Here is a 23,264-nt window from a genome sequence, read left to right on the forward strand (position 1 = left end):
AAGCCGGTGGCCTTAGACGGCGACGACGGCGTCTTCCTCTGAGTTGTCTGGCAGATGCTTGATCGCCTCTTTACCGTGCCCTTGCACTTTGGTTTTGTACTTCATCACTTGCCTATCGAGCTTGTCGATCAGGGTATCGATCGCGGCATACAGGTCGTGCGCCAGGCTTTCCACATAGACGGTCTTGCCACTCAGACGCAGGTTGACTTCGGCCTTTTGACGTTTTTCTTTCTCTTTGAGGTTATCCACGGTCAGAATCACGGCGATATCGATAACTTGATCGAAATGACGTTTCACGCGCTCCAGCTTCGTTTGTACGTATTCACGGATGGCTGGTGTCACTTCGAGATGATGTCCGCTGATGGTGAGATTCATACACACTCCTAAAGATGATCGGGTTCGTGCGGTCCATCGTATCCGGCCCGCAGAGGAACCGAAAAAAACTTACAAACACTTACGCAGGCTCACTGGCGGAATTTTCAATGCTTCCCGGTATTTGGCAACAGTACGTCGCGCAATCACCATGCCTTGTTCCCCCAGCATGTCCGCAATCTTACTGTCGGATAAAGGATTTTTAGGGTCTTCTGCTCCTGTCAGTTGCACGATCAATGCCCGTATCGCCGTCGATGACGCTTCGCCCCCCGCTTCGGTGGCGACATGGCTACCAAAGAAATATTTCAACTCGAACATGCCGTGCGGGGTCAGCATGTACTTTTGAGTTGTTACCCGCGAGATAGTACTCTCGTGTAAACCCAGTGTATCAGCTATTTCACGGAGCACAAGGGGGCGCATGGCAACGGCCCCATGCGAGAAAAAGTTCTTTTGTCTTTCTACTATCGCCTGTGCCACGCGCAGGATGGTATCGAAGCGCTGACGCATATTCTTGATCAGCCACTTGGCCTCCTGCAACTGCGCACCCATGGCGCCCTCGCCCTTGCCCTGCTTGAGCAAGTTGGCGTACATGGCGTTGACACGCAGGCGCGGCATGACGTCGTTGTTCAGGGTGACTTGCCAGCCATTGCGCGCGCGCTTGACGACGACGTCGGGCACCACGTAATCGGACACGTCCGAGGCGAACACGGCGCCCGGGTGCGGATTACACTGGCGAATCACCGTCTGCGCCTCGCGCAAGTCTTCATCGTCGCAATCGAGGGCTTTTTTCAGCTTGTTGAAATCGCGCTGGGCAAACCAGGCCAGGTGCTTTTCCACGATGACGAGGGCCATGCGCCGCGTCACCATGGCGACGTGCGGCAAGCGCCTGATTTGCAGCGCCAGGCATTCGGACGCATTGCGCGCGCCCACGCCCGGTGGATCGAAACTTTGCAGCAGCGACAAGGCCGTGCGCATCTCGTCGGCGTCGATTTCCAGCTCTTCCGGCAGGCGTGCCAGGATGTCGTCGAGCGATTCCTCCAGGTAGCCATTGTCGTCGAGCGCGTCGATGATCAGCTCGACCAGCGCGCGGTCGCGCAACTCGAGCACCGTCACGCGCATCTGCTCCATCAGGTGCTCGCGCAGGGTGCAGTGATGGGCCTCCAGTTGCGGACGCGAATCTTCATCGTCGGGCGCCTTGCCCCGGCTCGCCTCGCTCCAGTCGCTGTCGCCGCCCTCCGCGGCGGCCGGGCCCTCGCCCGCCTCGCCGTCAAACCCGTCCGCTTCGGCCGGTGCGGCGGGCGCCTCCTGGCCTGGCGGCTGGGGCGGCGCTTCGGCCGGCGCGGCCGTGGAACTCAGGGCGCCGTCGGACAGCAGGCGCAGCGAACGGTCGAGCGGATCGTCGAGGCGTTCGAGCAAGGGATTGTCCGTCAGCAGCTGCTCGAGTTCCTGGTGCAATTCCAGGGTGGATAATTGCAGCAGGCGTATCGATTGCTGCAACTGCGGCGTCAGTGCCAGGTGCTGCGACGTGCGCAGCTGCAATGATTGTTTCATTGGCTCACATGCGGAAGTGTTCGCCCAGATAGACCCGGCGTACCGACTCGTTCGCGATGATGTCGTCGGGGCGTCCCGACGCCAGCACCGAGCCCTGGTTGATGATGTAGGCACGGTCGCAAATACCCAGCGTCTCGCGCACATTATGATCGGTAATCAGCACGCCGATATTGCGCTCCTTCAAGAAACGCACGATGCGCTGGATTTCGATCACGGCGATCGGATCCACGCCGGCAAACGGCTCGTCGAGCAGCACGAAACGCGGGTCGGTGGCCAGCGCGCGGGCGATTTCCACGCGGCGGCGCTCGCCGCCGGACAGGGACAGGGCCTGGTTCTCGCGCAGCTTTTCAATCTGCAAGTCGGCCAGCAGTTTATCCAGGCGCTCCTCGATCTCGGCCTTCTTCAGGGGACGGCCTTCGACGGTCTGGATTTCCAGCACGGCGCGGATATTGTCTTCCACCGTCAGCTTGCGGAACACGGACGCTTCCTGCGGCAGGTACGACAGGCCCATCTGCGCGCGGCGGTGGATCGGCAGGCTGGAAATGTCCACGCCGCTGATATCGATGCTGCCGCCGTCCGACGGCACCAGGCCGACGATCATGTAGAACGAAGTCGTCTTGCCGGCGCCGTTCGGCCCCAGCAGACCCACCACTTCGCCGCATTCGACTTGCAGCGAGACATCATGCACGACTTGGCGCTTGCCATAGGTTTTTTGCAGCCCGCGAACGATCAGGGTGCTGCCACAACGGGTATTGTCCATTATTTCTTTCCTGGCGCGGGCGTAGCCGGCGCTTTCTCCGCCGCCGGCGCCTTGTTCTTCGGCTGGATCACCATGCGCACGCTGCCGCCATCGGGGGTGCTGGTGCCGCTGTCGGAATTTTCCATCGCAAACACTTCCTTGCGGCTGTCATACGAGATGAAGGCGCCATTGGCCACGTCGGTCACTTTCGTGCCTTCCAGGCGCGTCAGCTTGGCCCTGGAAAACAGTTTCACCACTTCCGTCTTGTTGTTGTATTCCACGCGCTCCGCTTCGCCTTCGACCCACAGGTCGCCCGCGCCATCGCGCTTCTGGCGGAAGGTGGCCAGCTTGCCGGGATCGGCCCAGAAGGTGATGAACTGGTAGCCTTGCGGATCTTCCGTGATCAGGGCCCGGCCCGCCTTCATGGTCAGGGTCCCCTTCACCAGCACGACGTCGCCCGTCAGGGTACGCACCTGCTTGACGTCATCGACGTGGCCGCTACGTGCCGTGATGACGGCTTCCTTCTCGGAATCGGCCTTCTCGGCATGCGCCCCCCCTATCATGGCCAGGGAAAATACGCTCAACAGCAAGATCTTCTTCATAGTATGGTTTCCTTGTTTCATTCTGTCATTTTGCCGCCGCGGCCGGGCGCGGTTTCGGCGGGAGGACCATGCGCAGCGCATTCTGCACTTCCACCACGCCGGTGGCATTATTGGCCTTCATGCCGATGCCATTGATGCGCGAGGCGCCCGTCAGGATATCGACCGGCACGTCCGTTTCCATTCTTTCCTCATCCGGGAACACCGTCAGCGCCTCCGTCCTGACCGTCAGGTTCTGCGCCTTCGGACTGGCCGCGCGGTCGATCACGACATTGCGGTGCAGTTGCAGCCGGGTATTGTCCTGGTCGATATGCGCCAGTTCCGCATTCATGTTCAGCGGCGGCATGCCTGGCGTGAGCTTGCGCACGAAGGGCTGGTCGATATCGGACGAATCGTCGAGCGGATAATGCGTGAGCTTGGTGCCCGAGACGATATAACTGGGCTTACCCGTCAAGTCCATGCGCACCAGACTAAAATTGGTAATGAAATAGTCGGGTTCATCCAGATGCTTGCTGGCCGTGATGTCCTGGCCATTCTTGTTCATCACTTCGAGCAGCCAGAAGCTGCCCAGCGCGACGACGACCGCGCCCAGCACGGTAAAAATCATGCGCCAGCGATGGGCGCCTCCTGGCTTACGCATAGGGCTTCACTCTTTCAAAGGTCACTGGCGGCGAGGCACGGCACCTCACTCCAGGAACGGCGCCATCACGCGCGCATAGTTGTCCTGGGCGCGCAGCAGGAATTCGCAGATCTCGCGCACCGCGCCGCGGCCGCCGCCGGCCTGCGTCACATGGTGCGCCAGGCCCTGCGCTTCCGGACGCCCGCCCGGCACGCTGACGGCAAAGCCCACGCGGCGCAGGATGGGCGCGTCGATGACGTCGTCGCCGATATAGCCGCATTGCTCTTCCGTCAAGCCCGTCAGCGCCAGCAATTCGCGAAACGGCGTCAGCTTGTCGTGGCCGCCCTGGTGCACGTGGGTAATACCCAGGTCTTGCGCCCGGCGTGCCGTGATGGCCGAGCGGCGCGCGCTGATGATGGCCGTCTGCACGCCCGATTCCTGCAGCAGCTTGATGCCCAGGCCATCATACACATTAAACGTTTTCATCATTTCGCCATCGGGGCCGAAATGCAGGCTGCCGTCGGTGAGCACGCCATCGACGTCAAAGATCATCAGTTTGACCTTGGCCGCGCGCGCCAGGTTGTCCGCCACGCTGTCCATCAGATCACCTTCGCTTGCGTCAGATCATGGATATGCAGGGCGCCCACCAGCTTGCCGTCGGCATCGACGACCAGCATCTGGTTGATGCGGAACTGCTCCATCACGGCCACGGCATCGACGGCCAGGCGCTCGGGCGCGATGCTGCGCGGCTGCGCATGCATGACGTCGCGGATCGCCACCTGCGTGAAATCCTGCACGCGTTCGAACATGCGGCGCAAGTCGCCATCCGTAAACACGCCCACGGGACGGTTGTCCGCATCGACGACGGCCGTCATGCCCATGCCCTTCTTCGTCATTTCTTCCAGCGCCTGCAGCAGCGAGGCTTCCACCGGCACCTTCGGCACCCGATCGCCGCTGCGCATGACGTCATGCACGTGCGTGAGCAGGCGGCGGCCCAGGGCGCCGCCCGGGTGCGAGCGGGCGAAATCTTCTTCCTTGAAGCCGCGCAAGTCGAGCAAGGCCACGGCGATCGCGTCGCCCAGGGCCAGGGTGACGGTGGTGCTGGCCGTCGGCGCCAGGTTCAGCGGACAGGCTTCTTTCTCGACAGAAATATCCAGGTGCACGTCGGCCAGCTGGGCCAGGCTGGAGTTTGGTTTCCCCGTCATGGAAATGAGCACGCCGCCCATGCGCTTGACGACGGGCATGATGGCCATCAGCTCCGACGATTCGCCGGAGTACGAGATGGCAATAAAAGCATCTTCCGAGGTGACCATGCCCAGGTCGCCATGGGCCGCTTCGGCCGGATGCACGAACAGGGCCGGCGTGCCGGTGGAAGCGAGGGTGGCGGCAATCTTGCGCGCGATATGGCCGGACTTGCCGATGCCGGAGACGACGACTCTTCCTTTGCACTGCAGCAACATCGCCACGGCGCGGCCCACGCTGTCGTCCGTGGCCAGGCGCGCGTGCAGCGCAACGATGGCGTCGGACTCGATCTGCAAGGTGGTGCGGGCCAGCGCGACGGCGCGCTCGGTCGTCGCTTGCATGTCAATTCGATCAAAAGCTTTCAGCATTGTTTTTTCATGGGTTACACTCATGCCCAAAGTATAAACGAATTAGGAAAGCAAAAAACTTGCCAGTCACAACAAACAACGATTTCCATTGACCGCACCGGGCAACCCATGTTTTCCTCGCTTGAACTGACCCTGATGTTACTCGGCAGCGCCGTGCTGGGCGTGGTCGCTTTCAGAATGTTGCATTTGCCGCCCATGCTGGGCTACCTGGCCGTTGGCATCGTCATCGGCCCCCATGCGCTGGGCCTGGCGGCGGAAAACGAGGCCAGCCATACCCTGGCCGAGTTCGGCGTCGTCTTCCTGATGTTTTCCATCGGGCTTGAATTTTCTCTCCCGAAGTTTCTCGCCATGCGGCGCATCGTCTTCGGCCTCGGCATGGCGCAGGTGGCCACCACCATCATCGCCACCGTCGTCTTCGGCTGGTTCGTCGCCCGTTATCTGTCCGCCTACATCCACCTGAGCTGGCAAGCCGCGTTCGCCCTGGGTGGCGCGCTGGCCATGTCGTCGACGGCCATCGTCTCGAAAATGCTCACGGAGCGGCTGGAACTCGAAAGCGAACACGGCCGCAAGATCATCGGCATCCTGCTGTTCCAGGACCTGGCCGTGGTGCCCCTGCTGATCCTCATTCCCGCCCTCACGCGCGATTCGGACAACCTGGCCGAAACCCTGGCCTGGGCCGGCGGCAAGGCCCTGGTCGTGCTGATCTTGCTGCTGTTTATCGGCCAGAAGATGGTGCGCGGCTGGCTGACCATCGTCGCCAAGCGCCGTTCGCAGGAATTGTTCATGCTCAACCTGCTGCTGATCACCCTGGGCGCGGCCTGGATCACGGAGCGGGCCGGGCTGTCGCTGGCCCTGGGCGCGTTTGTTGCCGGCATGCTCATTTCCGAGACGGAATTCAAGCACCAGGTGGAAGAAGATATCAAACCGTTCCGCGACGTGCTGCTGGGCCTGTTCTTCATCACCGTCGGCATGCTGCTCAATATCCGCGTCGTGCTCGACAACTGGTGGCTGGTCCTGCTGCTGCTGTGCGGCCCCGTGCTGCTGAAATTCGCCCTCATCGCGGGGCTGGCGCGGCTGTTCGGCTCCAGCAATGGCGTGGCCCTGCGCACGGGACTGGGACTGGCGCAGGCGGGCGAGTTCGGCTTCGTGCTGCTGAACCTGGCTGGCGGCATCAAGTTGATGGACCCGTTCGTCGTGCAGGTGGTGCTGGCCTCGATGGTGCTGTCGATGCTGGTGGCGCCCTTCCTCATCGCCAAATCGGACGCCATCGTCATGAAACTGGCCGCCAACGACTGGATGATGCAGTCGCTGGCGCTGACCAAGATCGCCACGCGCACCATGGCTTCGCAGAAACACGTGCTGATCGCCGGCTTCGGCCGCAGCGGGCAAAGCCTGGCCACCCTGCTGGCGGAAGAAAAGATCGAATACCACGCGCTGGACCTGGACCCGGAACGGGTGCAGGAAGCGCAGCTGGCCGGCGCCCACGTCTCGTATGGCGATGCGGGCCGGCGCGAAAGCCTGGTGGCGGCCGGTATCTACCGTGCCAGCGCCGTGGTGATCACGTATGCGAATACCGCGTCAGCACTGAAGTTATTGCATTTGCTCAAAGAAATGGCACCGACCTTGCCCGTCATCGTGCGCAGCCACGACGATACCGACCTCGACCAGTTGAAAAAGGCGGGCGCGGCCGAAGTGGTGCCGGAATTGATGGAAGGCAGTTTGATGCTCGCTTCGCACGCCCTGATCATGATGGGCGTCCCCCTGCGCCGCGTGGTGCACCGGGTGCAGGCCGCGCGCGAGGAGCGCTATGCATCCTTGCGCGGCTATTTCCACGGCACCAGCGATGCGGGCGACGATGCCGAGCTGGAACGCCTGCATACGGTCACCGTCAGCGAGGACGCGCACTGCGTGGACTTGCCCTTGAGTGCGATCGACGTGGCCGGCTGCGGCGCGTTTGTGACGGCCATCCGCCGCGGCCGCGGCAGCCTCGACGTCACCCCCGAAACGCAGCTGGCCAGCGGCGACGTGGTGGTGCTGCGCGGTACGGCCGACGCCGTGGCCAAAGCGGAAACCCTGCTATTAAAATAACTATTCGATCTGCGCCTGCCAGCTGACGACCTTGTTGCGCCCGCCCGCCTTGGCCTGGTACAGGGCCTGGTCGGCATGCGCCACCAGTTGCTGCGCCACCGTTTCGATGGGGAGCAGCGCCGCGTCCGCTTCCAGGCTGGCCACGCCGATCGACACGCTGACCCACGCCTGCGCGCTGCCCGGCAAGTCAAACATGGTGCCGGCAATGCTGGCACGGATGCGTTCGGCAACAAAGGTCGCGCTGTCGAGGTCGGCGTCGATCAGCAGGACGACGAATTCCTCGCCGCCGAAGCGTCCCAGCGCGTCCGAGCGGCGCAACTCCGTGCGGATGCGCGTCGCCACTTCGCGCAGCACCTCGTCGCCGCCCTGGTGGCCATGCGTGTCATTGACCGATTTAAAATGGTCGATATCGATATACATGCATGAAATGCAATAATTCTGGCGCCGCGCGCGGGCGATTTCTTCCAGCAGCCGGCGGTCGATATAGCGCCGGTTGTAGACGCCCGTCAGGGAATCGGTCAAGCCAATGTATTTCAGCATTTCATTGCTGATCACGTTTTCCAGGCAGATGGCGATGATGGACGCCATGTGCTTGATGAAATCCGTGCCCAGCGCGGGCGTAAAGCGCGTCACATCGCTGCTGGCCAGGTTCAGGCTGCCAATCAGGCGCTTGTTGCGCAGCAAGGGCACCAGCGCCACGCTGCGCAAGGGAGCGTCGATGCCCGGAAAACGCGGGCCATGCACGGCCGCATCGAAGGCCCCCAGCAGCGGCAGCGGCGGCAAGGCCGCTTCCCCCTCGGCCACGGGCCCCGGCGGGGCAAACCCCAGCTCCGTCACTTGATGCACGAACAGCAACTGCGGAAAGATGCTGAAATCGACGCCCAGCTTTTCCATCACCAGCACGATATCGTCATCCTCATCGAGCAGGCTCAAGGTCACGCCGTCGAGGTCGGAAATCACGGGCAAGGTGCGAAAGATGGTGCCTATCAGTTCGGGAAACGTGGACGCGCCGACGATTTCCAGGTCGAACGCCTGGTGGCGGCACATGATGTCGTGGTTGCGCTCGACCTGTTCCAGCAGGAAAGCCATGCGCGCGCGCAAGGCCTGGTTTTCGGCTTCGAGGCTGGCAATGCGCGGGTCCGGCGGTATTGCTTGATTCATAGAAACCTTAAACCCTTGTGTGCGGGCGCCATGCTTAAAATGCCAGTTCGAAACCGATGTCCTGCCCCACCACAATACGCTCATCGCCGCCATCCGTGACAATGGCATTCATGCCGAAGCAGATGGCGCCGTCGAGCTCGGGCTTGGCGCGGTAGCCATGCATGACGTCGAGCGGATCCGGCCCGGGCACGCCCGTGGCCTGGTCCACCGACGGAATCGGGCAGCGCGAACACGGCTTGACGGGTTTCAAGGTCGTCGCGCCGAATTGCAGGAACTCGGCGTAGTCTTCCTCGAAGGCGCCGATATCGCCGATGACCAGGTTCGGGCGGAAACGGTTCATCGGCAGAGGCTCTCGACCGGCGGCGCGCAGCTTGTCATTGACGTCGGCCAGCGAGGCGCTGCCGGCGATCAGCACCGGGTAGCCATCGGCAAACATGGTCGAGGCGGCCACACCGTCCGTCCATGTGGTGCTGGTGGCGCGCACCACGTCCGGGTGAAAGCGCGCCAGGCGGCACGGCACGCCGATGGCCTGACTGAACCAGGTGGCCGTGACCTCGTCGCAATCGTAGGCGCGCACGGTATCGTCCCACACTTGCACTTCCAGCATCGGTGACAGTTGCGGATGGGGCAAGCCCAGCTCGATTTCCAGCCGCAGCATGCCCGGCGCGCGCAATTCCAGGGTGGTGGCCTTGATGGACGGCACGATGAGCGCCATGCGCGGATGTTCGCGCTGGGTCAGGAAGCGGCCCTGCGGGTCGACCACCATCCACTCGCGGTCGAACACGTGCTCGCTCATCAGCCCTGAACGCGTCAGGACCGCCTCGCGCAAATGAATGCCGGCGCACGATTTGATGGGATACAGGATGATGTCGGACAGGATAGCCATGAACCAGGGACAGTGTTGCCGCTTCTGCCAGAAAGTTATTCAGAAACGAAGTATGGCAGCAAAGCGGGCAAGCGTAAATCGGCCAGGCTCAGCCGATGAGGCTGGCCTGGCGCGACAAGGATCAATACGTGTAGAAAATACGCTGGATTTCTTGCGTACTGTTGGTTTTGGTCAAGGCCAGCATCAGCAGGATGCGGGCTTTTTGCGGGTTCAGGGTGTCGGACACGACACTGTCGAGTTCATCGTCGTTCGCTTCGCCATTGCGCGCCACGATGCCCTGGCCAACGCGGCTCGAACGCACGATCAGCACGCCCTTCTGGCGCGCTTCCACCAGAGCCGGCTTCATTTGCGCGGCTACGCTGCCATCGCCCACGCCAGCGTGGATGATGCCCTTGGCGCCGGCGGCAATGAAGGCGTCCATGCCGACACGGTTCATGTTGGCGTAGCCATACACGATGTCCACTTGCGGCAGGGCATCGAGCTTGCTGATGTCAAATTCCGCTTCCAAGGTGTGCTTGCGCGTCGACTGGCGGTAAAAGAAGGCCTTGCTGCCCTGGATATAGCCGAGCATGCCCAGTTCCGGCGACTTGAAGGTGTCGGTGGTGGACGTATTCGTCTTGGTCACTTCGCGCGCGGCGTTGATCTGGTCGTTCAAGGCCACCAGCACGCCCTTGCCCACGGCTTCCTTGCTGCCGGCCAGCATCACGGCGTTGTACAGGTTGATGGGGCCGTCCGCCGAGATGGCGGTCGACGGACGCATGGCGCCCACCACGACGACCGGCTTGTGGCTTTTCACGGTGAGGTTCAGGAAATACGCCGTTTCCTCGATGGTATCGGTGCCGTGCGTGACGACCACGCCATCGACGTCGTTCGAGGCCAGCAGCACGTTGATGCGTTTGGCCAGAGCCAGCCAGTGGCTATTGCCCATGCTTTCGCTGGCGATCTGGAACACTTGCTCGCCTTTGACATTCGCCACTTTCTTGAGTTCCGGCACGGCCGCGATCAGGCGCTCGACGCCCACGGTGGCCGAGGTGTAACCGACGGTGGTGGTGCTGTCGGCCCCGCTGCCGGCAATGGTGCCGCCCGTGGCCAGGATCACCACATTCGGCAATTTGACGGCGGCTTGCTGCGCGCGTGCAGGGGCAGCGGCGATAAAGCCCATCAGCAAGGTAGCCAGCATCAGCTGTGCACAAGAATGGAATTTGCGTGAAAACATGGTGCTCCCGTGAAGTGTACTGTCAAAAATAACAACGTCGTGTGCAAATTATATGTCATCCATGCGCGGGTAAATCCCCAATTCATGCGTATCGCGCAAACGTGCGCGCCCTTGTTTGCGCTACAGTGGCGCCATGTCCACACTGCTCCCCTTCCGCTCCTGCCTCATCCTGCCGCTGATCTTGATGGCGCTCAATGCCTGCTCCACGCAAAGCGAACTGCGCATGGCGGCGCAGCAGGAGCAATTCGCGCGCGAGGCGGCCAGCGAGGGCGACTGGGCGCAGGCTATGCGCAGCTACGAGGCGGCCGTCGACAATGTCGAACTGGGCCGGGGCGACTTCGCTTGGCAGGCGCGGCTGCATCACCAGGCGGGACGCGCCGCCAGCGGGGCTTGCCGCTACGATGCGGCCGCATTTCATTTCCGCCAGGCCATCGCGCTGGCAAAGAAGAGCGAATACTCGAGCGCCCTCAGCTACAAGGCGCTGATCGACCAATATGAACGCCAGGGCAAGGCGACGGAAGCCCTGGCAGTGCGCAACGAACTGGGCGGGCCTCAATCGGGGGCGCTGGGCGCCTTTGCCGACCGGGAATCGCTGCCGGTCGGCAAGCATTGCGGCACGCCGCCCTAGCACAAGGGGATGCCGATGCGGGTGACACGCACGCTGCTGGCCCTATCTCCCCTCTTCGCCGTGGCGTCCGCGTGCGCCGCAGAGCCAGCGCTACCCCTATGGGAAGCGGGCATCTTCGGCGGCGCGGCCGTCACGCCCGCCTATCCGGGCGCCAGCGAGCGCTCGACGCGTAGCCTGGCCCTGCCCTATCTGATTTATCGCGGGAAAGTCTTGCGCGCCGACCGCTCCGGCGTGGGCGCGCGCCTGCTCGACACGGAGCGGGTGGAGTTCGATGTGGGTTTCGCCCTGTCGCTGCCGGCCAGGTCCAGCGACGTACCCGCCCGGCGCGGCATGCCGGACCTGGGCACCCTGGTGGAATTTGGTCCGCGCCTGAAAATCAAGCTGGCCGAACCGACGCAGCACAGCCGTCTGGGCCTGGAGCTGCCCCTGCGCGCCGTCATCGAAGCGCGCGGCGGCCTGCGCCGCCAGGGCGCCACGTTCGAGCCGCGCCTCGTGTACGCGCTGCAAGGCGAGCAGCAGGCATGGCATGTCGACGCCAGCCTGGGCGCCGTGCTGGGCAATGCCGCCATCAACGATTACTTGTATGGCATCGGCCCCGCCTTCGCCACCCCGGAACGCCCGGCGTATGCGGCCAAAAGCGGGCTGATGCTCACGCGACTGGGCCTGAGCGGCTCTTACCGGCTGCGCCGGGACTGGCGCGCCTTTGCCTTTTTGCGCTACGACAATTACACAGGCGCCGCCAACCGCGCCAGCCCCCTGCTGCGCCAGAACAGCGGCACCTCGGCCGGCATCGGCCTGATGTGGACATGGCAACGCTCGGACAGCCTGGCACGCAGTCAGGACTGACAAAAATACACTATTCGTGCTAGCACATGACGCGATACCCGCCGACAAACTGAGATCCAATCTCTTGCTCTGCTACGCCTTATCGTTGGCGCCAGAAGCATCGATAAGCTCTGCCAACTGGTCACCGCCGACAACGCCAATGCATTACACAGCGAAGTGGTGAAGCGTACTGAACAAGGGCGCGCCCAGGCGACTAGCCAGGATAAGCATCTGGTTCCTTGTAAAGGATGCTGATCGACACCCGCTCATCACTATCCAGCGAAAAAGAATGCTCGCTATGGGAAAAGCTGTCTTTGGCGACCAGATAATAATGACCGCTGGCAGTAAAGAAATCCGCATACGAGGTTTTGTAGGAAAAAATGCCAGGCTTGTGATGATAGGCCCGCTTATGGCGATAGCCTGGATCAAAGTCCAGGATGGCAAGAAACCCGCCACTCTTCAATACCCGGTCGGCTTCGGCAACAGCCTTGAGAATTTCCGTGCGATCGACCAGATACAGGCAAAAGCCGAAATATACGAGATCCATGCTGGCATCGCCGTGCGGAATGTGCGACGCGATCGAGACGTCCAGTTGAACGTTAATATTAGGAAATTTATCCATGCCTTCGCGCACTGCCTCGACGGAGGGATCGATGCCATGCCCCTGCGCCGCAAAAAACTGGCAGAGATCCGCCAGTTTGACGCCGTTGCCACAGCCGATTTCCAGGATATGCCCGATACGGTCACGATGACTGGCCAGGACGCGCTTGATCGTTTCATTCTCGTAGAATGACTTCTGCTGGTTCAAGGTGGATCGATTGCGGTCAAACCAGCGATCGCCCTCCCCCTCCAAAAATATCTGGCATTGCGTTTGCGCTAAGGAAGTCATCACCATGGCTAGCCCTTTGAAGTCTTGTGCCTGGCTGCTAGCAGCCAAATCCCAACGATATCGGTTCCTGCAAAATGGCGTATTGCTTCGCATGCACACTTTACAGATATGATTTTTTCATAAACATTCGGAAAATATTAACACCGATCCTGGTGCTGCGCGCTTTCAGGCGTTGATATTTATCAGCTGTGATAGCGGTATTTTTCAGGCTGGAACCCGACGTGAACGTGCGCCGACCTCCCATAACGGGCATGCCCTGCACAGGCAGGGCATGCCCACTCAGCTGGTGTGGCGAACGGCCTTCAGAAATCCACCGTTGCCGACAGCATGACCGTGCGCGGCGCGCCCAGGCCCAGGCTGGTCCATTGCGGCAGCGCCCAATACGCCTTGTTGCCCACGTTGCTCACGCTGGCGCGCACGGTCAACGGCCGGCCGGCGGCACGGGTGGCATAGCGGGCGCCCAGGTCAAATACGCTGCGGCCCGGTACGGACATCGAGTTGTCGGCATTGATGTATTGCTTCGATGCCGCCGTCGCATTCGCCGTCAAGGTCACGCCGGGAATGGCGGGCGTATCCCACTCGACGCCCAGCTTCGCCTGCAACCTGGGCACGCCCGTTGCCTGCTTGCCCTGATTGGCGCCGCCCACGGTCTTGCTCAAGACCGGATCGACATAGGCGATACCGCCCATCAGGCGCACGTCGCGCAGGGGCGAGCCGAAGAAACCCCAGTCGACGCCGCGATTGCGCTGCTCGCCGCCGAAAGAAAAGACATTGCTGACGGGATCGACATAGCTGCTGGGGCGTTTGATTTCATATACGCTGAGCGTATGCGCGAACTCGCCCAGGTCGACCTTGACGCCCAATTCCGCCTGCTTGGACTTGTACGGCGCAAAGACTTCGCCCGAATTGGCCGCCGTCAACGGCGCCGTGGCGCCCTGGCTCAAGCCTTCGATGTAATTGCCGTACAGGGAAACCGTCTTGCTCGCCTTGACCAGCAGGGCGACGGCCGGCGTGGTGGCGCCTTCGTCATAGCGCGAGGTACGCGCACCCGTCTTGATGTTGAAGTTATCGCTGAGCACTTCCTGGCGCCGCAAGCCCACCGTCAGTTGCACTGTGTCTTGCGCAAAGGAAAGCGTATCGACCAGGCCGACGCTGGCCAGGCGCAGTTCCGCCTTGGAAATTTGCGGCGCATCGAAGCGCGTCGCCGGACCCCAGACGGGGTGGTAGATATTCGTGATCCAATCTTTCGCCAGGGTATTCCTGCGACCGTACTGCTTGTCCGTGTGGTGGTAATACGTGGCGTTGACGGCCCATTGATGGCCGATATCGCCCGTGCGCAGCTTGCCCCGCAAGCCTGCTTCCGCCGACTGTTTCTCCACGTCAAATCCCAGGTCGGCAAGATTGGTGCGGTAGTCGCCGGCTGTGTTGAACACCTGGATCAGGTACGCGCCCGTCGACTGATAGTCGGCCCGGCTGGCGCCCACGGCGGCATACGCCATCACCTGCGCGTTCACGTCCAGCTCGCCACGCAGCATGGCGCCCTTGTCCTTGGTATCGTAAAACGCCCAGCTGGGATTGAGCAGCGTCTCCGGTTTCGGCGGACGCGGCACGGGCAAACCGGCAGCCAGGTTGACGCCCCGGTTCAAGCCGTCGGCGCGGTCCTCGCTATGGTACAGGTCAGCGGACAGGCGCGCACCGTTGCCGCGCCAGTCCAGGCCCACGGAAACCAGTTGGGTTTTCTTTTTCTGATGCTCGATGGCGCCGTCGCCATCGCGGTAGACGCCGTTGACTCTGATGCCGAACTGTTTATTTTCGCCAAAACGCTGACCCAGATCAACATGTCCACCGAACTGGGAATCCGACATATACGACGCCGTCACGCGCGCCAGCGGCGCATCGCCCGCGCGCTTGGGCACGAGGTTGATGCTGCCGCCCACGGAACCGCCCGGTGGCATGCCATTGAGCAAGGCCGATGGCCCTTTCAGCACCTCGATGCGTTCGAACATTTCGGGCGACGTGCGGTAATACGGCGAGATACCGTACAGTCCGCCAAACGCAACATCGCCGATATTCGAACTGAAACCCCGTATCGAATAATTCTCGCCGATGATGCCCGTCATGCCACTGCTGAAGACGGTAGGATCGGTGGCGGAAATCACGTCGGTGATGTCGCGCGCCTGCCGGTCTTCGATGAATGTATCCGTATAGCTGATGGTGTTGAACGGCGTTTCCATAAAATCCTTGTCGCCAAGAAATCCCACTCGGCCGCCGGACGCCACTTGTCCGCCTGCATAGGCATCCGTCACGCTATTGCCCTTGCCCCACACCGTCACGGCAGGCATGGTTGCGGCCGCTTCTGCGGCGGTGCTGTGTGCCGGTTCGCGGCGCAGCGTGTAGCTGCCGTTGCCCTCGCGCACGGCTTGTAAACCGTGTCCGCGCAGCAATTCGTAAAAGCCTTCGGGCACGCTGTAACTGCCGGACAGGCCGGCACTGTTCTTGCCTTGCAGCAGACTAGCCTCGGCCGTCAATTCGATCCCCGCCTCGGCAGCAAAGGTGTTGAGCGCCAGCCCCAGAGTTCCCGCCGGCACGCTGAACGCCTGGCGGGCCTGCGCCGCTTGCGCGTACGCCGTGGGGGCTGCCACGCCCAGCGCCCCCACGGTCAAGCCCGTGATGAGCGCCAGTTGCACGGCGGTGGCGATACGGCTCAGGTTCAAGGCGGGAAGGTGGCGCGTTGCCATGCGTTGGGTCATAAAGTAAATCCTTTCAGAGGGGGTGATTGCTTGTTCTCACCCTATCTCCCGAACGAAAAGGCAAAACCCTCAATGCAAATGCGACTCATTACGAAATATGCTGATTATTGATAGCCCTTGAGCACATCGTCGATCACCCGTTTCAGCGACGTCACGCTGGCCGCCGTGATGTACCAGGCATCCGCATCGACGAAGACCACGCGGCCGCTCTTCCAGGCATTGGTCTGGCGCAACAGCGGATTGGCCATCTGCTCGGCCGTCATGACGGGACGGTGTTCCATCACGGCCGTGCGGTCCACTACATAAATGATGTCGGGATTGGCTTGCTGGATGAACTCGCTGGATATGGGCTGGCCATGCAAGCCCGCCTCGATGGCCGAGCTGGCCGGTTTCACGCCCAGCGCGTCGAAAACAAAACCATAGCGCGACTGCACGCCGAACGCGCTGAAGGCGCCGTTGTTGTGCAGCACGATGAGCGCCCTCTCGGGACGCTCCTGCGTCACCTTGCGCGCGGCCGCCACCTTGTCGTCCAGCTCCTGCGCCTTCTGGCGAGCAATCTCCTCCTTGCCGAAGATGCGCCCCAGTGTCAGCAAGTGCTCCTTCACTACGTCGATGTGCTTGCTCTCGCTGTTCTGGTAATCCACGTCGAAATGCACCGTGGGCGCAATCTGGCTCAAATCCTTGTAATGGTTGGCCTGGATCGAGGTCATCAGCACCAGGTCCGGCTGGAGCGCGTGGATATGCTCGAGATTGGGCTGCACGATGGCGCCCAGGTCGCGGATGGCCTCGTCATCCCTGTAGCGCGTGAGGAAATGCGGCACGTAATCCTTCACCATGCCGGCCACGGGCACGCCCAGCTGGTCGAGGAAATCGACTTCATTCATGTCGAGCACGGCCACCCTCTGCGGACGCTGCGCAATCACCGTCGTACCCAGTTTATGGACGATGGTGATGGGAGCAAACGCCGGCTGCGAGGCGGTAGCGGCAGGCGCCAGCGGTGCTTTCTCGCGGCAGCCTTGCAAGACGGCCATGGCGGCAAGCAGCATGGCCAGCGCCAGACGGGGTTTGTTGCAGATCATCTCAGGCTCCTGTGGGGGTAAAGTAATTGCAGACACAGCCGCGCTCGTTGCGCACGATGTGGAAATCGATGTCGTACAGCGCGCGCAAACGTTCCTCGGTGACGACCTCGTGCGCGGGGCCGGAAAAGCGCACGGCGCCGGCCTGCATGGCAACGATGTGGTCCGAGTAATTGGCGGCGAAATTGATGTCGTGGATCACCAGGATCACGGTGCGGCCCTGCTCGTCGCACAGGCGGCGCAGCGCGCGCATGATCTGCACGGCGTGCTTCATGTCGAGGTTGTTGAGCGGCTCGTCGAGCAGCAAAATATCCGTCTGCTGGGCTATCGTCATGGCCAGGAAGGCCATCTGGCGCTGGCCGCCGCTCAGCTCGTCGACATAGGCGGTGCGCAGCGATTCCAGCGACAGAAAGGCGATGGCGTCATCGATCGCCTGCCGGTCCTGCGGCGTCAGGTTACCTCGGCTGTAAGGGAAGCGGCCGAAGGTGACCAGCTCTTCCACCGTCAGGCGCAGGTTGAAATCGGGCGCCTGGCGCAGCGTGGCCACTTGCCGCGCATAGTCAGCAATGCGAATGTCCGCGATGCTGCGCCCCCCGAGCAGAATTTCCCCCTGGCCCGCATCCTGCAGGCGCGCAATCAGCATCAGCAAGGTCGTCTTGCCGGCGCCGTTGGGGCCGATCAAGGATGTCACTTTTCCCTTGGGAAACTGTGCGCTGACTTTGTCCAGCACGCGCTTGCTGCCGTAGCTTTTTTCGATATGGTTGACGTGGATCATGCGGTGCCCCGGGTGCGGACCATGAGCGCGAGGAAATACGCGCCACACACCAGGTTGACGAGGATGCCGACCGTGGTCCGGTAGTTGAAAACGTGCTCGACCAGCAACTGGGCGGCGAGGAAGATGGCGATGGCGATGGCGCAGCCCAGCGGCAAGGTCACGCGATGGCGCGCCGTGCGGGCCAGGGCATACGTCGTGTTCGCCACAAAGATACCCATGAAGGCTGTCGGCCCCAGCAGACTCGTCGACACTGCCACCAGCACGGCGATCAGCGCCAGCTGCAGCCGCACCATGCGCCGGTAGTCGATACCGAGCGACGTGGCTTGCTCACGGCCCAGCGCCAGCACGTCGAGCGCCGGCAAGGTCTTCAGCACGGCCACGCAGGCGGCGCCCGCCAGCAGGGCCGAGGTCAGCAACTGCGCGGGCTGCGCCTTGTTGAACGAGGCCTGGCTGAATCCTTGCAAAATGGCAAATTCGCCGGGACTGATGCGCAGCTGGATGAATTGGGTGAACGTGCCGATCACCATCGTCAGCACGAATCCCAGCAGCAAGAGGAAATACACGTTGTTCTTGCCATCACGAAACAGCCAGTAATGGATGGCCCAGGAATACGCGAGCATCAGCACGATGGACAATACAAAATTGCCGTTCTGCCCCAGCAGCACCACGCTGTGCATGCCCATGACGAGAACCAGCAGCGATTGCAGCAGCAGATACACGGCTTCGTAGCCCATGACGGCCGGCGTCAGGATACGGTTGCCGGCGATGGTCTGGAAAACAATCGAAGACACGGCCACGCAGACGCCGCCGATGGCGATGGCGGCCAGCCGCGCCAGGCGCTTCGGAATAATGTAATCAACGTCGAAGTTTGCGCCAACGCAAAGAAAAATCAGCGCCAGGATGGCGACGGCCAGCCACAGCGTCCGCAGATTAAATAGCCGCCTCATCGCCGCCCCCGAATGATCAATATGAGGAACAGCAGGCCGCCCGCGCCGCCCGCCGTCAGGCCGATCGGCACCTCGAACGGGTAGATCAGCAAGCGCCCGGCGATGTCGCAAGCCAGCAGCAGCGAAGCGCCGCCCAGCGCGACGAGGGGCAAGGTGCGGCCCAGGTTATCGCCGTAGCGCAAAGCCACCAGGTTCGGGATGGCCAGGCCGACAAACGGGATCGCCCCTACCGTGATCACCGTAGCGGCCACCGTGACGGCCACCAGCATCAGGCCCAGCGCCACCGTGGCGCCATAGTTCAGGCCCAGACTGGTAGCCATGCCTTCTCCCAGCCCCAGCACGGTAAAGCGCTGCGCGTACAGATACGTGAGGGCAACGATGGGCAAGATCAGATAAATGATTTCATAGTTGCCCTGGACGATTTTCGAGAAATCGCCGAGCAGCCAGCCCTGCATGCTTTGCAGGATGTTGTTGCGGTAGGCATAAAACTCGGCCACGGCGCTGAGCACGCCGCCATACACGAGACCGATGACGGGGACCAGAATCGTGTTCTTGAAACGGATGCGGCGGATCAAGGCCACATACACGAGGCTGGCAGCAAGGCAGAAGGCCAGCGCGAACGCCATCTTGCCCGCCGTGCCCGCTGCGGGAACTACCGTCAGCGACACGAGAATGCCCAGCTTGGCCGCGTCGAGGCCGCCCGAAGTGGCCGGTTCGACGAATTTGTTGCGCACGATGTGCTGCAGGATGACGCCGCACACGGACAGGCCCACGCCCGTCAGCACCAGCGCCGCCAGGCGGGGCAGCCGGCTGGCCGTCAGGGTCAGCCACGTATCATCTGACAGCGCGTCTGACAGTGCAAACAGCTGCGCCCACTCCATCTGCCGCGCACCGACCAGCAGCGAAGCCGCACACAGCAGCAGGAAGACGAAAAACAGACGCGCCTGTATCAATTCGTCATCCCGTTCATGGCTGCCGTGCGGCGGAGGCGATGCGCCAGCCCTTGGCCGCCTGGCGCTGGGCCAGGAAATGCGCATACAGGCCGCCCTGTGCCCGCAAGGCGGCTGGCGCGCCCTGCTCGCGGATCGTGCCGCCGTCGAGCACGACGATCTGGTCGGCCATGGCCACCGTCGACAGCTGGTGGGCGATGACGATCACCGTGCGCTTGCCGCGCAGCCGCGCCAGCGCCTTGGCGATGGCGGCCTGGTTTTCCGCGTCGAGCGCGGCCGTCGCCTCGTCGACCAGCAAAATCGGCGCATCCTTGACCAGCGCGCGGGCAATCGCGATGCGCTGGCGTTCGCCGCCGGACAGGTGCGCGCCGCCCTCGCCCACGGGGGTGTCGAGGCCCTGCGGCAGGCGGGCGATGATCTCGGCCACGCCCGCCTGGCGCGCCGCGTCCAGCACCTCGGCATCGGTGGCGCCGGGCTTGCCGAGGCGGATGTTGTCCCCGATGCTGCCCTGGAACAAATAGCTGTCCTGGAAGATCTGGCTGATCTGCCCCGCCAATTGTTCGCTGGACATGTGCCGCACGTCGACGCCGCCCACCAGCACCGCGCCTGCACTGGCGTCGAAGAAGCGCGCGACCAGGCGCACCAGGGTCGTCTTGCCGGAACCGGAAGCGCCGATCAGCGCCGTCATGCTGCCGGACGCAATCTGCAGATTGATATCCGTCAATACGTCGGGCTGATCCTGTGCATAACGGAAAGCCACGCCGCGCAGCTCAACGGAACCATCGCGCGGCGCCTGCGGCCTGCCTGCTTCCGGCAGCGGCTGCACGGCGAAAATATCGCGCGCCGCATCGAGCGGCCCGCGCGCGCCGCGCAGCACTTCGCCATAGCTGGCCACTTCCTGCAGCGGGTCGACGAAGCGCACCACCAGCAGCAGTGCCACGATGACAGAAATAGCGTCGCCCGCAGCGGACGCCGCTCCCAGCAGGCTGCTCAGCCACAGCGCGGCGGCCGCCAGAAAGGCGGCGAAGATGGCTTGCACGATCCAGGCATTGAGCACCGACGACAGCGCCGACAGGTAAATCAGCCGCGTGCCTGCGTGGCGCTGCCCATCGATGGCTTGCTGCAGGAAGCGCGTGCCGCCGCCGTCACCACTGAAGGCGCGCAAGACGGATTGCGCTTGCGCAAACTCAACCAGCCGCTGGCTGGTCTGGGCAAAATGGTGGTGATAGGCGTCGTCGGCGCGCTGGCCTAGGTGCGCCGTGAGCCGCAAGGCGCCCGCCAGGAGGGGCAGTGCCAGCAGCGCCATCACGCCCAGCTGCCAGTGCAGCGCAAACAGCGCGGCGAGCAGCACCACGGGCGTGACGGCGCCGCAGATCACGGGCGTGAGTACGTGGGCGGGCAGTTGCGCCACGTTCATCATGCCTTGCGTGATGAGGTGGCCCAGTTTTGCCGTGTTGTCCGGCGTGAACCAGCCGACGGGCAGGCGCGCCACATGGTCGCCCAAGCGCTGGCGCGCCCCTTGCAGCACCGTCACGCCCACGCGCACGCCGGCTTTTTCCACCTGGCGCCGCCAGGCCCAGCAAGCGACCAGTCCGGCCAGCAGCACCAGCAGCCACAGAGCCGCGCCGCCTGCGTCGCCGCCCAGCAGCCGGCCCAGGGCCAGCACCAGCGCCGTGATCGTCAAGCCGCTGAGTACGCCATACGCGAGCGCCATGGCACAGTAGCGGCGGAACACGGGCGCATCGTCGCCCAGCAATTGTATGAATGTCTTCAGCATGGCAGCACCGTTTCTTCCGGGGAATCCTGATAGCCGCCCAGCGTCCACAGTCGCGCATAGCGGCCCTTGTCTGCGAGCAAGCTGGCATGGCTGCCCTGCTCGGCGATGGCGCCGTTCTCGACGACGACGATGTGGTCGGCATGCATGATGGTGTCGAGCCGGTGCGCGATCACCAGCAGGGTGCGGCCTTGGGCAAAGCGCGACAGCGCATCCTGGATCGCCACTTCGTTTTCCGCATCGGCCGCGGCCGTCGCTTCGTCGAGTACCAGCACGTTTGGATCGAGCAGCACGGCGCGGGCGATGCTCACGCGCTGCAGCTCGCCGCCGGACAGTTGCGCATCCTCGCCGATGATGGAATCGTAGCCGCGCGGCAAGGCCAGGATGCGTTCGTGGATGTTTGCCAGGCGCGCCGCCTCTTCAATTTCCTGCAAGCTGGCCGATGGCCGGCCCAGCCCGATGTTTTCGCGCACGCTGGCGTGGATCAATCGCACTTCCTGCAGCACGAAGCCGATGCGCCGGTACAGCTCGGGCGTGGCGATATGCCGCAAATCGACGCCGCCGAGCGTGATGCGCCCTTCGGTCGGGTCGAAAAAGCGCAGCAGCAGCCGCGCCAGGGTCGACTTGCCGGAGCCGGAAGCGCCGACGATGGCCGTCACCGTGCCAGGGCGCAAGGTCAGGTTGATGCAGGACAACACCTTGTTCTGCCCGTCGTAGGCATAGCCCACGTTCTCCATGCGAATCTCGGTGCCGTTGGGCAACTGTTGCTCATCCGGCGCCGGCTGCGCCAGCACGGGCGTATCGAGCAAGGCCAGCACGCGCTGGGCGGCGCCGGTGGCGTTATTGAGGTCGTGGGTCAGATAGTGGAGCAGCAGCATCGGCGCGGAAATGCCGGGCGCCACCAAGGCAAACGGCAGGATATCCACGGGCGCCATCGCTCCCAGCGCCACGAACACGGTGCCGGCCATCACCACCACGCCCAGCACGGCGACGGGCGCGATCAGCGCATTGGCATTGGCCATCGAACCGACCAGCGGGCGCGTGAAGGCAGCAAATGCATCGGCAAAAGCATCGACGGCCGCGCGGTAGCTGCCGTGTGCGCGGCCCGTGGCGCCGAAAGCCTTGACCACGGGAATACCGTTGACGAACTCCACCACGGCATTGTTGATGCGCCCCATGCCGGCGACGAATTGCGCCATATTGCCGCTGCTGGCCTTCATGGCGCGGCCGAAGAACAGGAAAAAACCGGGAAACGGCAAGATCGCGACGAGGGCCAGGCGCCAGTCCATGGCGAACAGGTAAATCACGGAGCTGGCGATGGCGCCGACGGCGCGCCCCGTCGTCGTATAAAAGTGGGCGGTGAGGCTGTGCAGGGTGTTGATGTCATCCTGCATCGCCTGCTTGACTTCGCCCGAGGCCCGGCCGGTGAACCAGCCCAGCGGCACTTGCCCCAGGCGCTGCATGGCTTGCAGGCGCAGTTGATGGGTGAGGCGGTTGTCGGCCAGGTGCGCGGCCAGCTCGCCCAGCGACATCAGCGCCATGCCGAGGAACAGGCTAGCGACGCTGGCGATGATGGTGGGCCAGAGATCACCTTGCGCCAGCGCAGGGTTCAGCGCGATGTTGGCGATGTGCGCGATGCCCGCCAGCGGCACCAGGGTCAGCATGGAACCCGTGCCGGCCAGCACGGCGGCAACGATCAGGCGCCCGCGGATGGGACGCAGTATCCGGCTGATGGGGCCGGCTTGGGGGCTTGGGCTACTCATGGGAACAACGGGGAAAAACGTGCATAAGTTCAATGGATAAGGGTGG

Annotated in this window: 21 protein-coding genes; 3 read left to right on the forward strand and 18 right to left on the reverse strand. The window is 63.0% G+C overall.

The genetic code is table 11. The features are described 5' to 3' along the window. Positions 1 to 12 precede the first annotated feature (12 nt). From hpf to AC07X6_RS05215, 7 genes are all read right to left on the reverse strand, one after another. The gene (gene hpf, locus AC07X6_RS05185; RefSeq protein ID WP_035824124.1) at positions 13 to 375 is read right to left on the reverse strand and encodes a ribosome hibernation-promoting factor, HPF/YfiA family; all 363 of its coding nucleotides are present in this window, start codon (positions 373 to 375) and stop codon (positions 13 to 15) included. Between the two features lie 69 nt (positions 376 to 444). Next, positions 445 to 1,923 (reverse strand): RNA polymerase factor sigma-54, encoded by a 1,479-nt coding sequence (locus AC07X6_RS05190; protein ID WP_474294336.1) that lies wholly within the window; start codon positions 1,921 to 1,923, stop codon positions 445 to 447. 4 nt (positions 1,924 to 1,927) lie between these two features. Then, on the reverse strand, positions 1,928 to 2,683 hold the full coding sequence (lptB, locus tag AC07X6_RS05195) for an LPS export ABC transporter ATP-binding protein (protein WP_034753325.1): 756 nt from the start codon (positions 2,681 to 2,683) through the stop codon (positions 1,928 to 1,930). Then, positions 2,683 to 3,264, reverse strand: a complete 582-nt coding sequence (lptA, locus tag AC07X6_RS05200; RefSeq protein ID WP_230541294.1) for a lipopolysaccharide transport periplasmic protein LptA — start codon at positions 3,262 to 3,264, stop codon at positions 2,683 to 2,685. Before lptA ends, lptB begins: the two co-directional genes overlap by 1 nt. 25 nt (positions 3,265 to 3,289) lie before the next feature. Next, a complete protein-coding gene (lptC, locus tag AC07X6_RS05205; protein ID WP_230541293.1) occupies positions 3,290 to 3,901 on the reverse strand; it encodes an LPS export ABC transporter periplasmic protein LptC in 612 nt (203 codons plus the stop codon). Between the two features lie 45 nt (positions 3,902 to 3,946). Further along, the gene (locus AC07X6_RS05210) at positions 3,947 to 4,480 is read right to left on the reverse strand and encodes a KdsC family phosphatase (RefSeq protein WP_436524188.1); all 534 of its coding nucleotides are present in this window, start codon (positions 4,478 to 4,480) and stop codon (positions 3,947 to 3,949) included. Then, positions 4,480 to 5,490 carry a KpsF/GutQ family sugar-phosphate isomerase gene (locus AC07X6_RS05215; protein ID WP_474294333.1) on the reverse strand — a complete coding sequence of 337 codons (1,011 nt, stop codon included), beginning with the start codon at positions 5,488 to 5,490 and terminating at the stop codon, positions 4,480 to 4,482. The genes AC07X6_RS05210 and AC07X6_RS05215 overlap by 1 nt, the downstream gene beginning before the upstream one ends. 108 nt (positions 5,491 to 5,598) lie before the next feature. Between AC07X6_RS05215 and AC07X6_RS05220 the strand changes: the two genes are divergently transcribed. Next, positions 5,599 to 7,578, forward strand: coding sequence for a monovalent cation:proton antiporter family protein (locus tag AC07X6_RS05220; protein ID WP_230541291.1), 1,980 nt, complete (start codon positions 5,599 to 5,601; stop codon positions 7,576 to 7,578). Here AC07X6_RS05220 and AC07X6_RS05225 read toward each other — a convergent pair whose 3' ends face one another. The 3 genes from AC07X6_RS05225 to AC07X6_RS05235 form a co-directional block, all read right to left on the reverse strand. Beyond that, positions 7,579 to 8,739: a GGDEF domain-containing protein gene (locus AC07X6_RS05225; protein ID WP_230541290.1), complete on the reverse strand. Its 1,161-nt coding sequence runs from the start codon at positions 8,737 to 8,739 to the stop codon at positions 7,579 to 7,581. Between the two features lie 34 nt (positions 8,740 to 8,773). Next, positions 8,774 to 9,625, reverse strand: coding sequence for an MOSC domain-containing protein (locus AC07X6_RS05230; RefSeq protein WP_230541289.1), 852 nt, complete (start codon positions 9,623 to 9,625; stop codon positions 8,774 to 8,776). 121 nt (positions 9,626 to 9,746) lie between these two features. Next, positions 9,747 to 10,787: a type II asparaginase gene (locus AC07X6_RS05235; protein ID WP_230541438.1), complete on the reverse strand. Its 1,041-nt coding sequence runs from the start codon at positions 10,785 to 10,787 to the stop codon at positions 9,747 to 9,749. A gap of 187 nt (positions 10,788 to 10,974) precedes the next feature. Between AC07X6_RS05235 and AC07X6_RS05240 the strand changes: the two genes are divergently transcribed. Then, positions 10,975 to 11,469: a hypothetical protein gene (locus tag AC07X6_RS05240; protein WP_494790304.1), complete on the forward strand. Its 495-nt coding sequence runs from the start codon at positions 10,975 to 10,977 to the stop codon at positions 11,467 to 11,469. 15 nt (positions 11,470 to 11,484) lie between these two features. Then, complete coding sequence (locus AC07X6_RS05245) at positions 11,485 to 12,315, forward strand: MipA/OmpV family protein (RefSeq protein WP_494790305.1); 831 nt, start codon at positions 11,485 to 11,487, stop codon at positions 12,313 to 12,315. A 193-nt stretch (positions 12,316 to 12,508) separates the two neighbouring features. On the opposite strand, the gene AC07X6_RS05250 is transcribed toward AC07X6_RS05245, so the two are convergent. From AC07X6_RS05250 to AC07X6_RS05285, 8 genes are all read right to left on the reverse strand, one after another. Continuing rightward, positions 12,509 to 13,189: a class I SAM-dependent methyltransferase gene (locus tag AC07X6_RS05250; protein ID WP_230541286.1), complete on the reverse strand. Its 681-nt coding sequence runs from the start codon at positions 13,187 to 13,189 to the stop codon at positions 12,509 to 12,511. A gap of 296 nt (positions 13,190 to 13,485) precedes the next feature. Continuing rightward, entirely contained in the window at positions 13,486 to 15,933 is a 2,448-nt protein-coding gene (locus tag AC07X6_RS05255; RefSeq protein ID WP_494790306.1) for a TonB-dependent siderophore receptor, read from the reverse strand. A 104-nt stretch (positions 15,934 to 16,037) separates the two neighbouring features. Then, complete coding sequence (locus AC07X6_RS05260; RefSeq protein ID WP_494790307.1) at positions 16,038 to 17,012, reverse strand: siderophore ABC transporter substrate-binding protein; 975 nt, start codon at positions 17,010 to 17,012, stop codon at positions 16,038 to 16,040. Between the two features lies 1 nt (position 17,013). Further along, a complete protein-coding gene (locus AC07X6_RS05265) occupies positions 17,014 to 17,784 on the reverse strand; it encodes an iron ABC transporter ATP-binding protein (protein WP_494790308.1) in 771 nt (256 codons plus the stop codon). After that, positions 17,781 to 18,731, reverse strand: a complete 951-nt coding sequence (locus tag AC07X6_RS05270; RefSeq protein ID WP_230541282.1) for an iron chelate uptake ABC transporter family permease subunit — start codon at positions 18,729 to 18,731, stop codon at positions 17,781 to 17,783. Before AC07X6_RS05270 ends, AC07X6_RS05265 begins: the two co-directional genes overlap by 4 nt. Next, positions 18,728 to 19,681, reverse strand: coding sequence for an ABC transporter permease (locus AC07X6_RS05275; RefSeq protein WP_494790365.1), 954 nt, complete (start codon positions 19,679 to 19,681; stop codon positions 18,728 to 18,730). The genes AC07X6_RS05270 and AC07X6_RS05275 overlap by 4 nt, the downstream gene beginning before the upstream one ends. Before the next feature lie 16 nt (positions 19,682 to 19,697). Then, the gene (locus AC07X6_RS05280; RefSeq protein ID WP_494790309.1) at positions 19,698 to 21,458 is read right to left on the reverse strand and encodes an ABC transporter ATP-binding protein; all 1,761 of its coding nucleotides are present in this window, start codon (positions 21,456 to 21,458) and stop codon (positions 19,698 to 19,700) included. After that, positions 21,452 to 23,218, reverse strand: a complete 1,767-nt coding sequence (locus tag AC07X6_RS05285; protein WP_494790310.1) for an ABC transporter ATP-binding protein — start codon at positions 23,216 to 23,218, stop codon at positions 21,452 to 21,454. The genes AC07X6_RS05280 and AC07X6_RS05285 overlap by 7 nt, the downstream gene beginning before the upstream one ends. Between the last annotated feature and the right edge of the window lie 46 nt (positions 23,219 to 23,264).

It is taken from the genome of Janthinobacterium sp. GW460-12-1-14-LB5 (assembly GCF_059423585.1).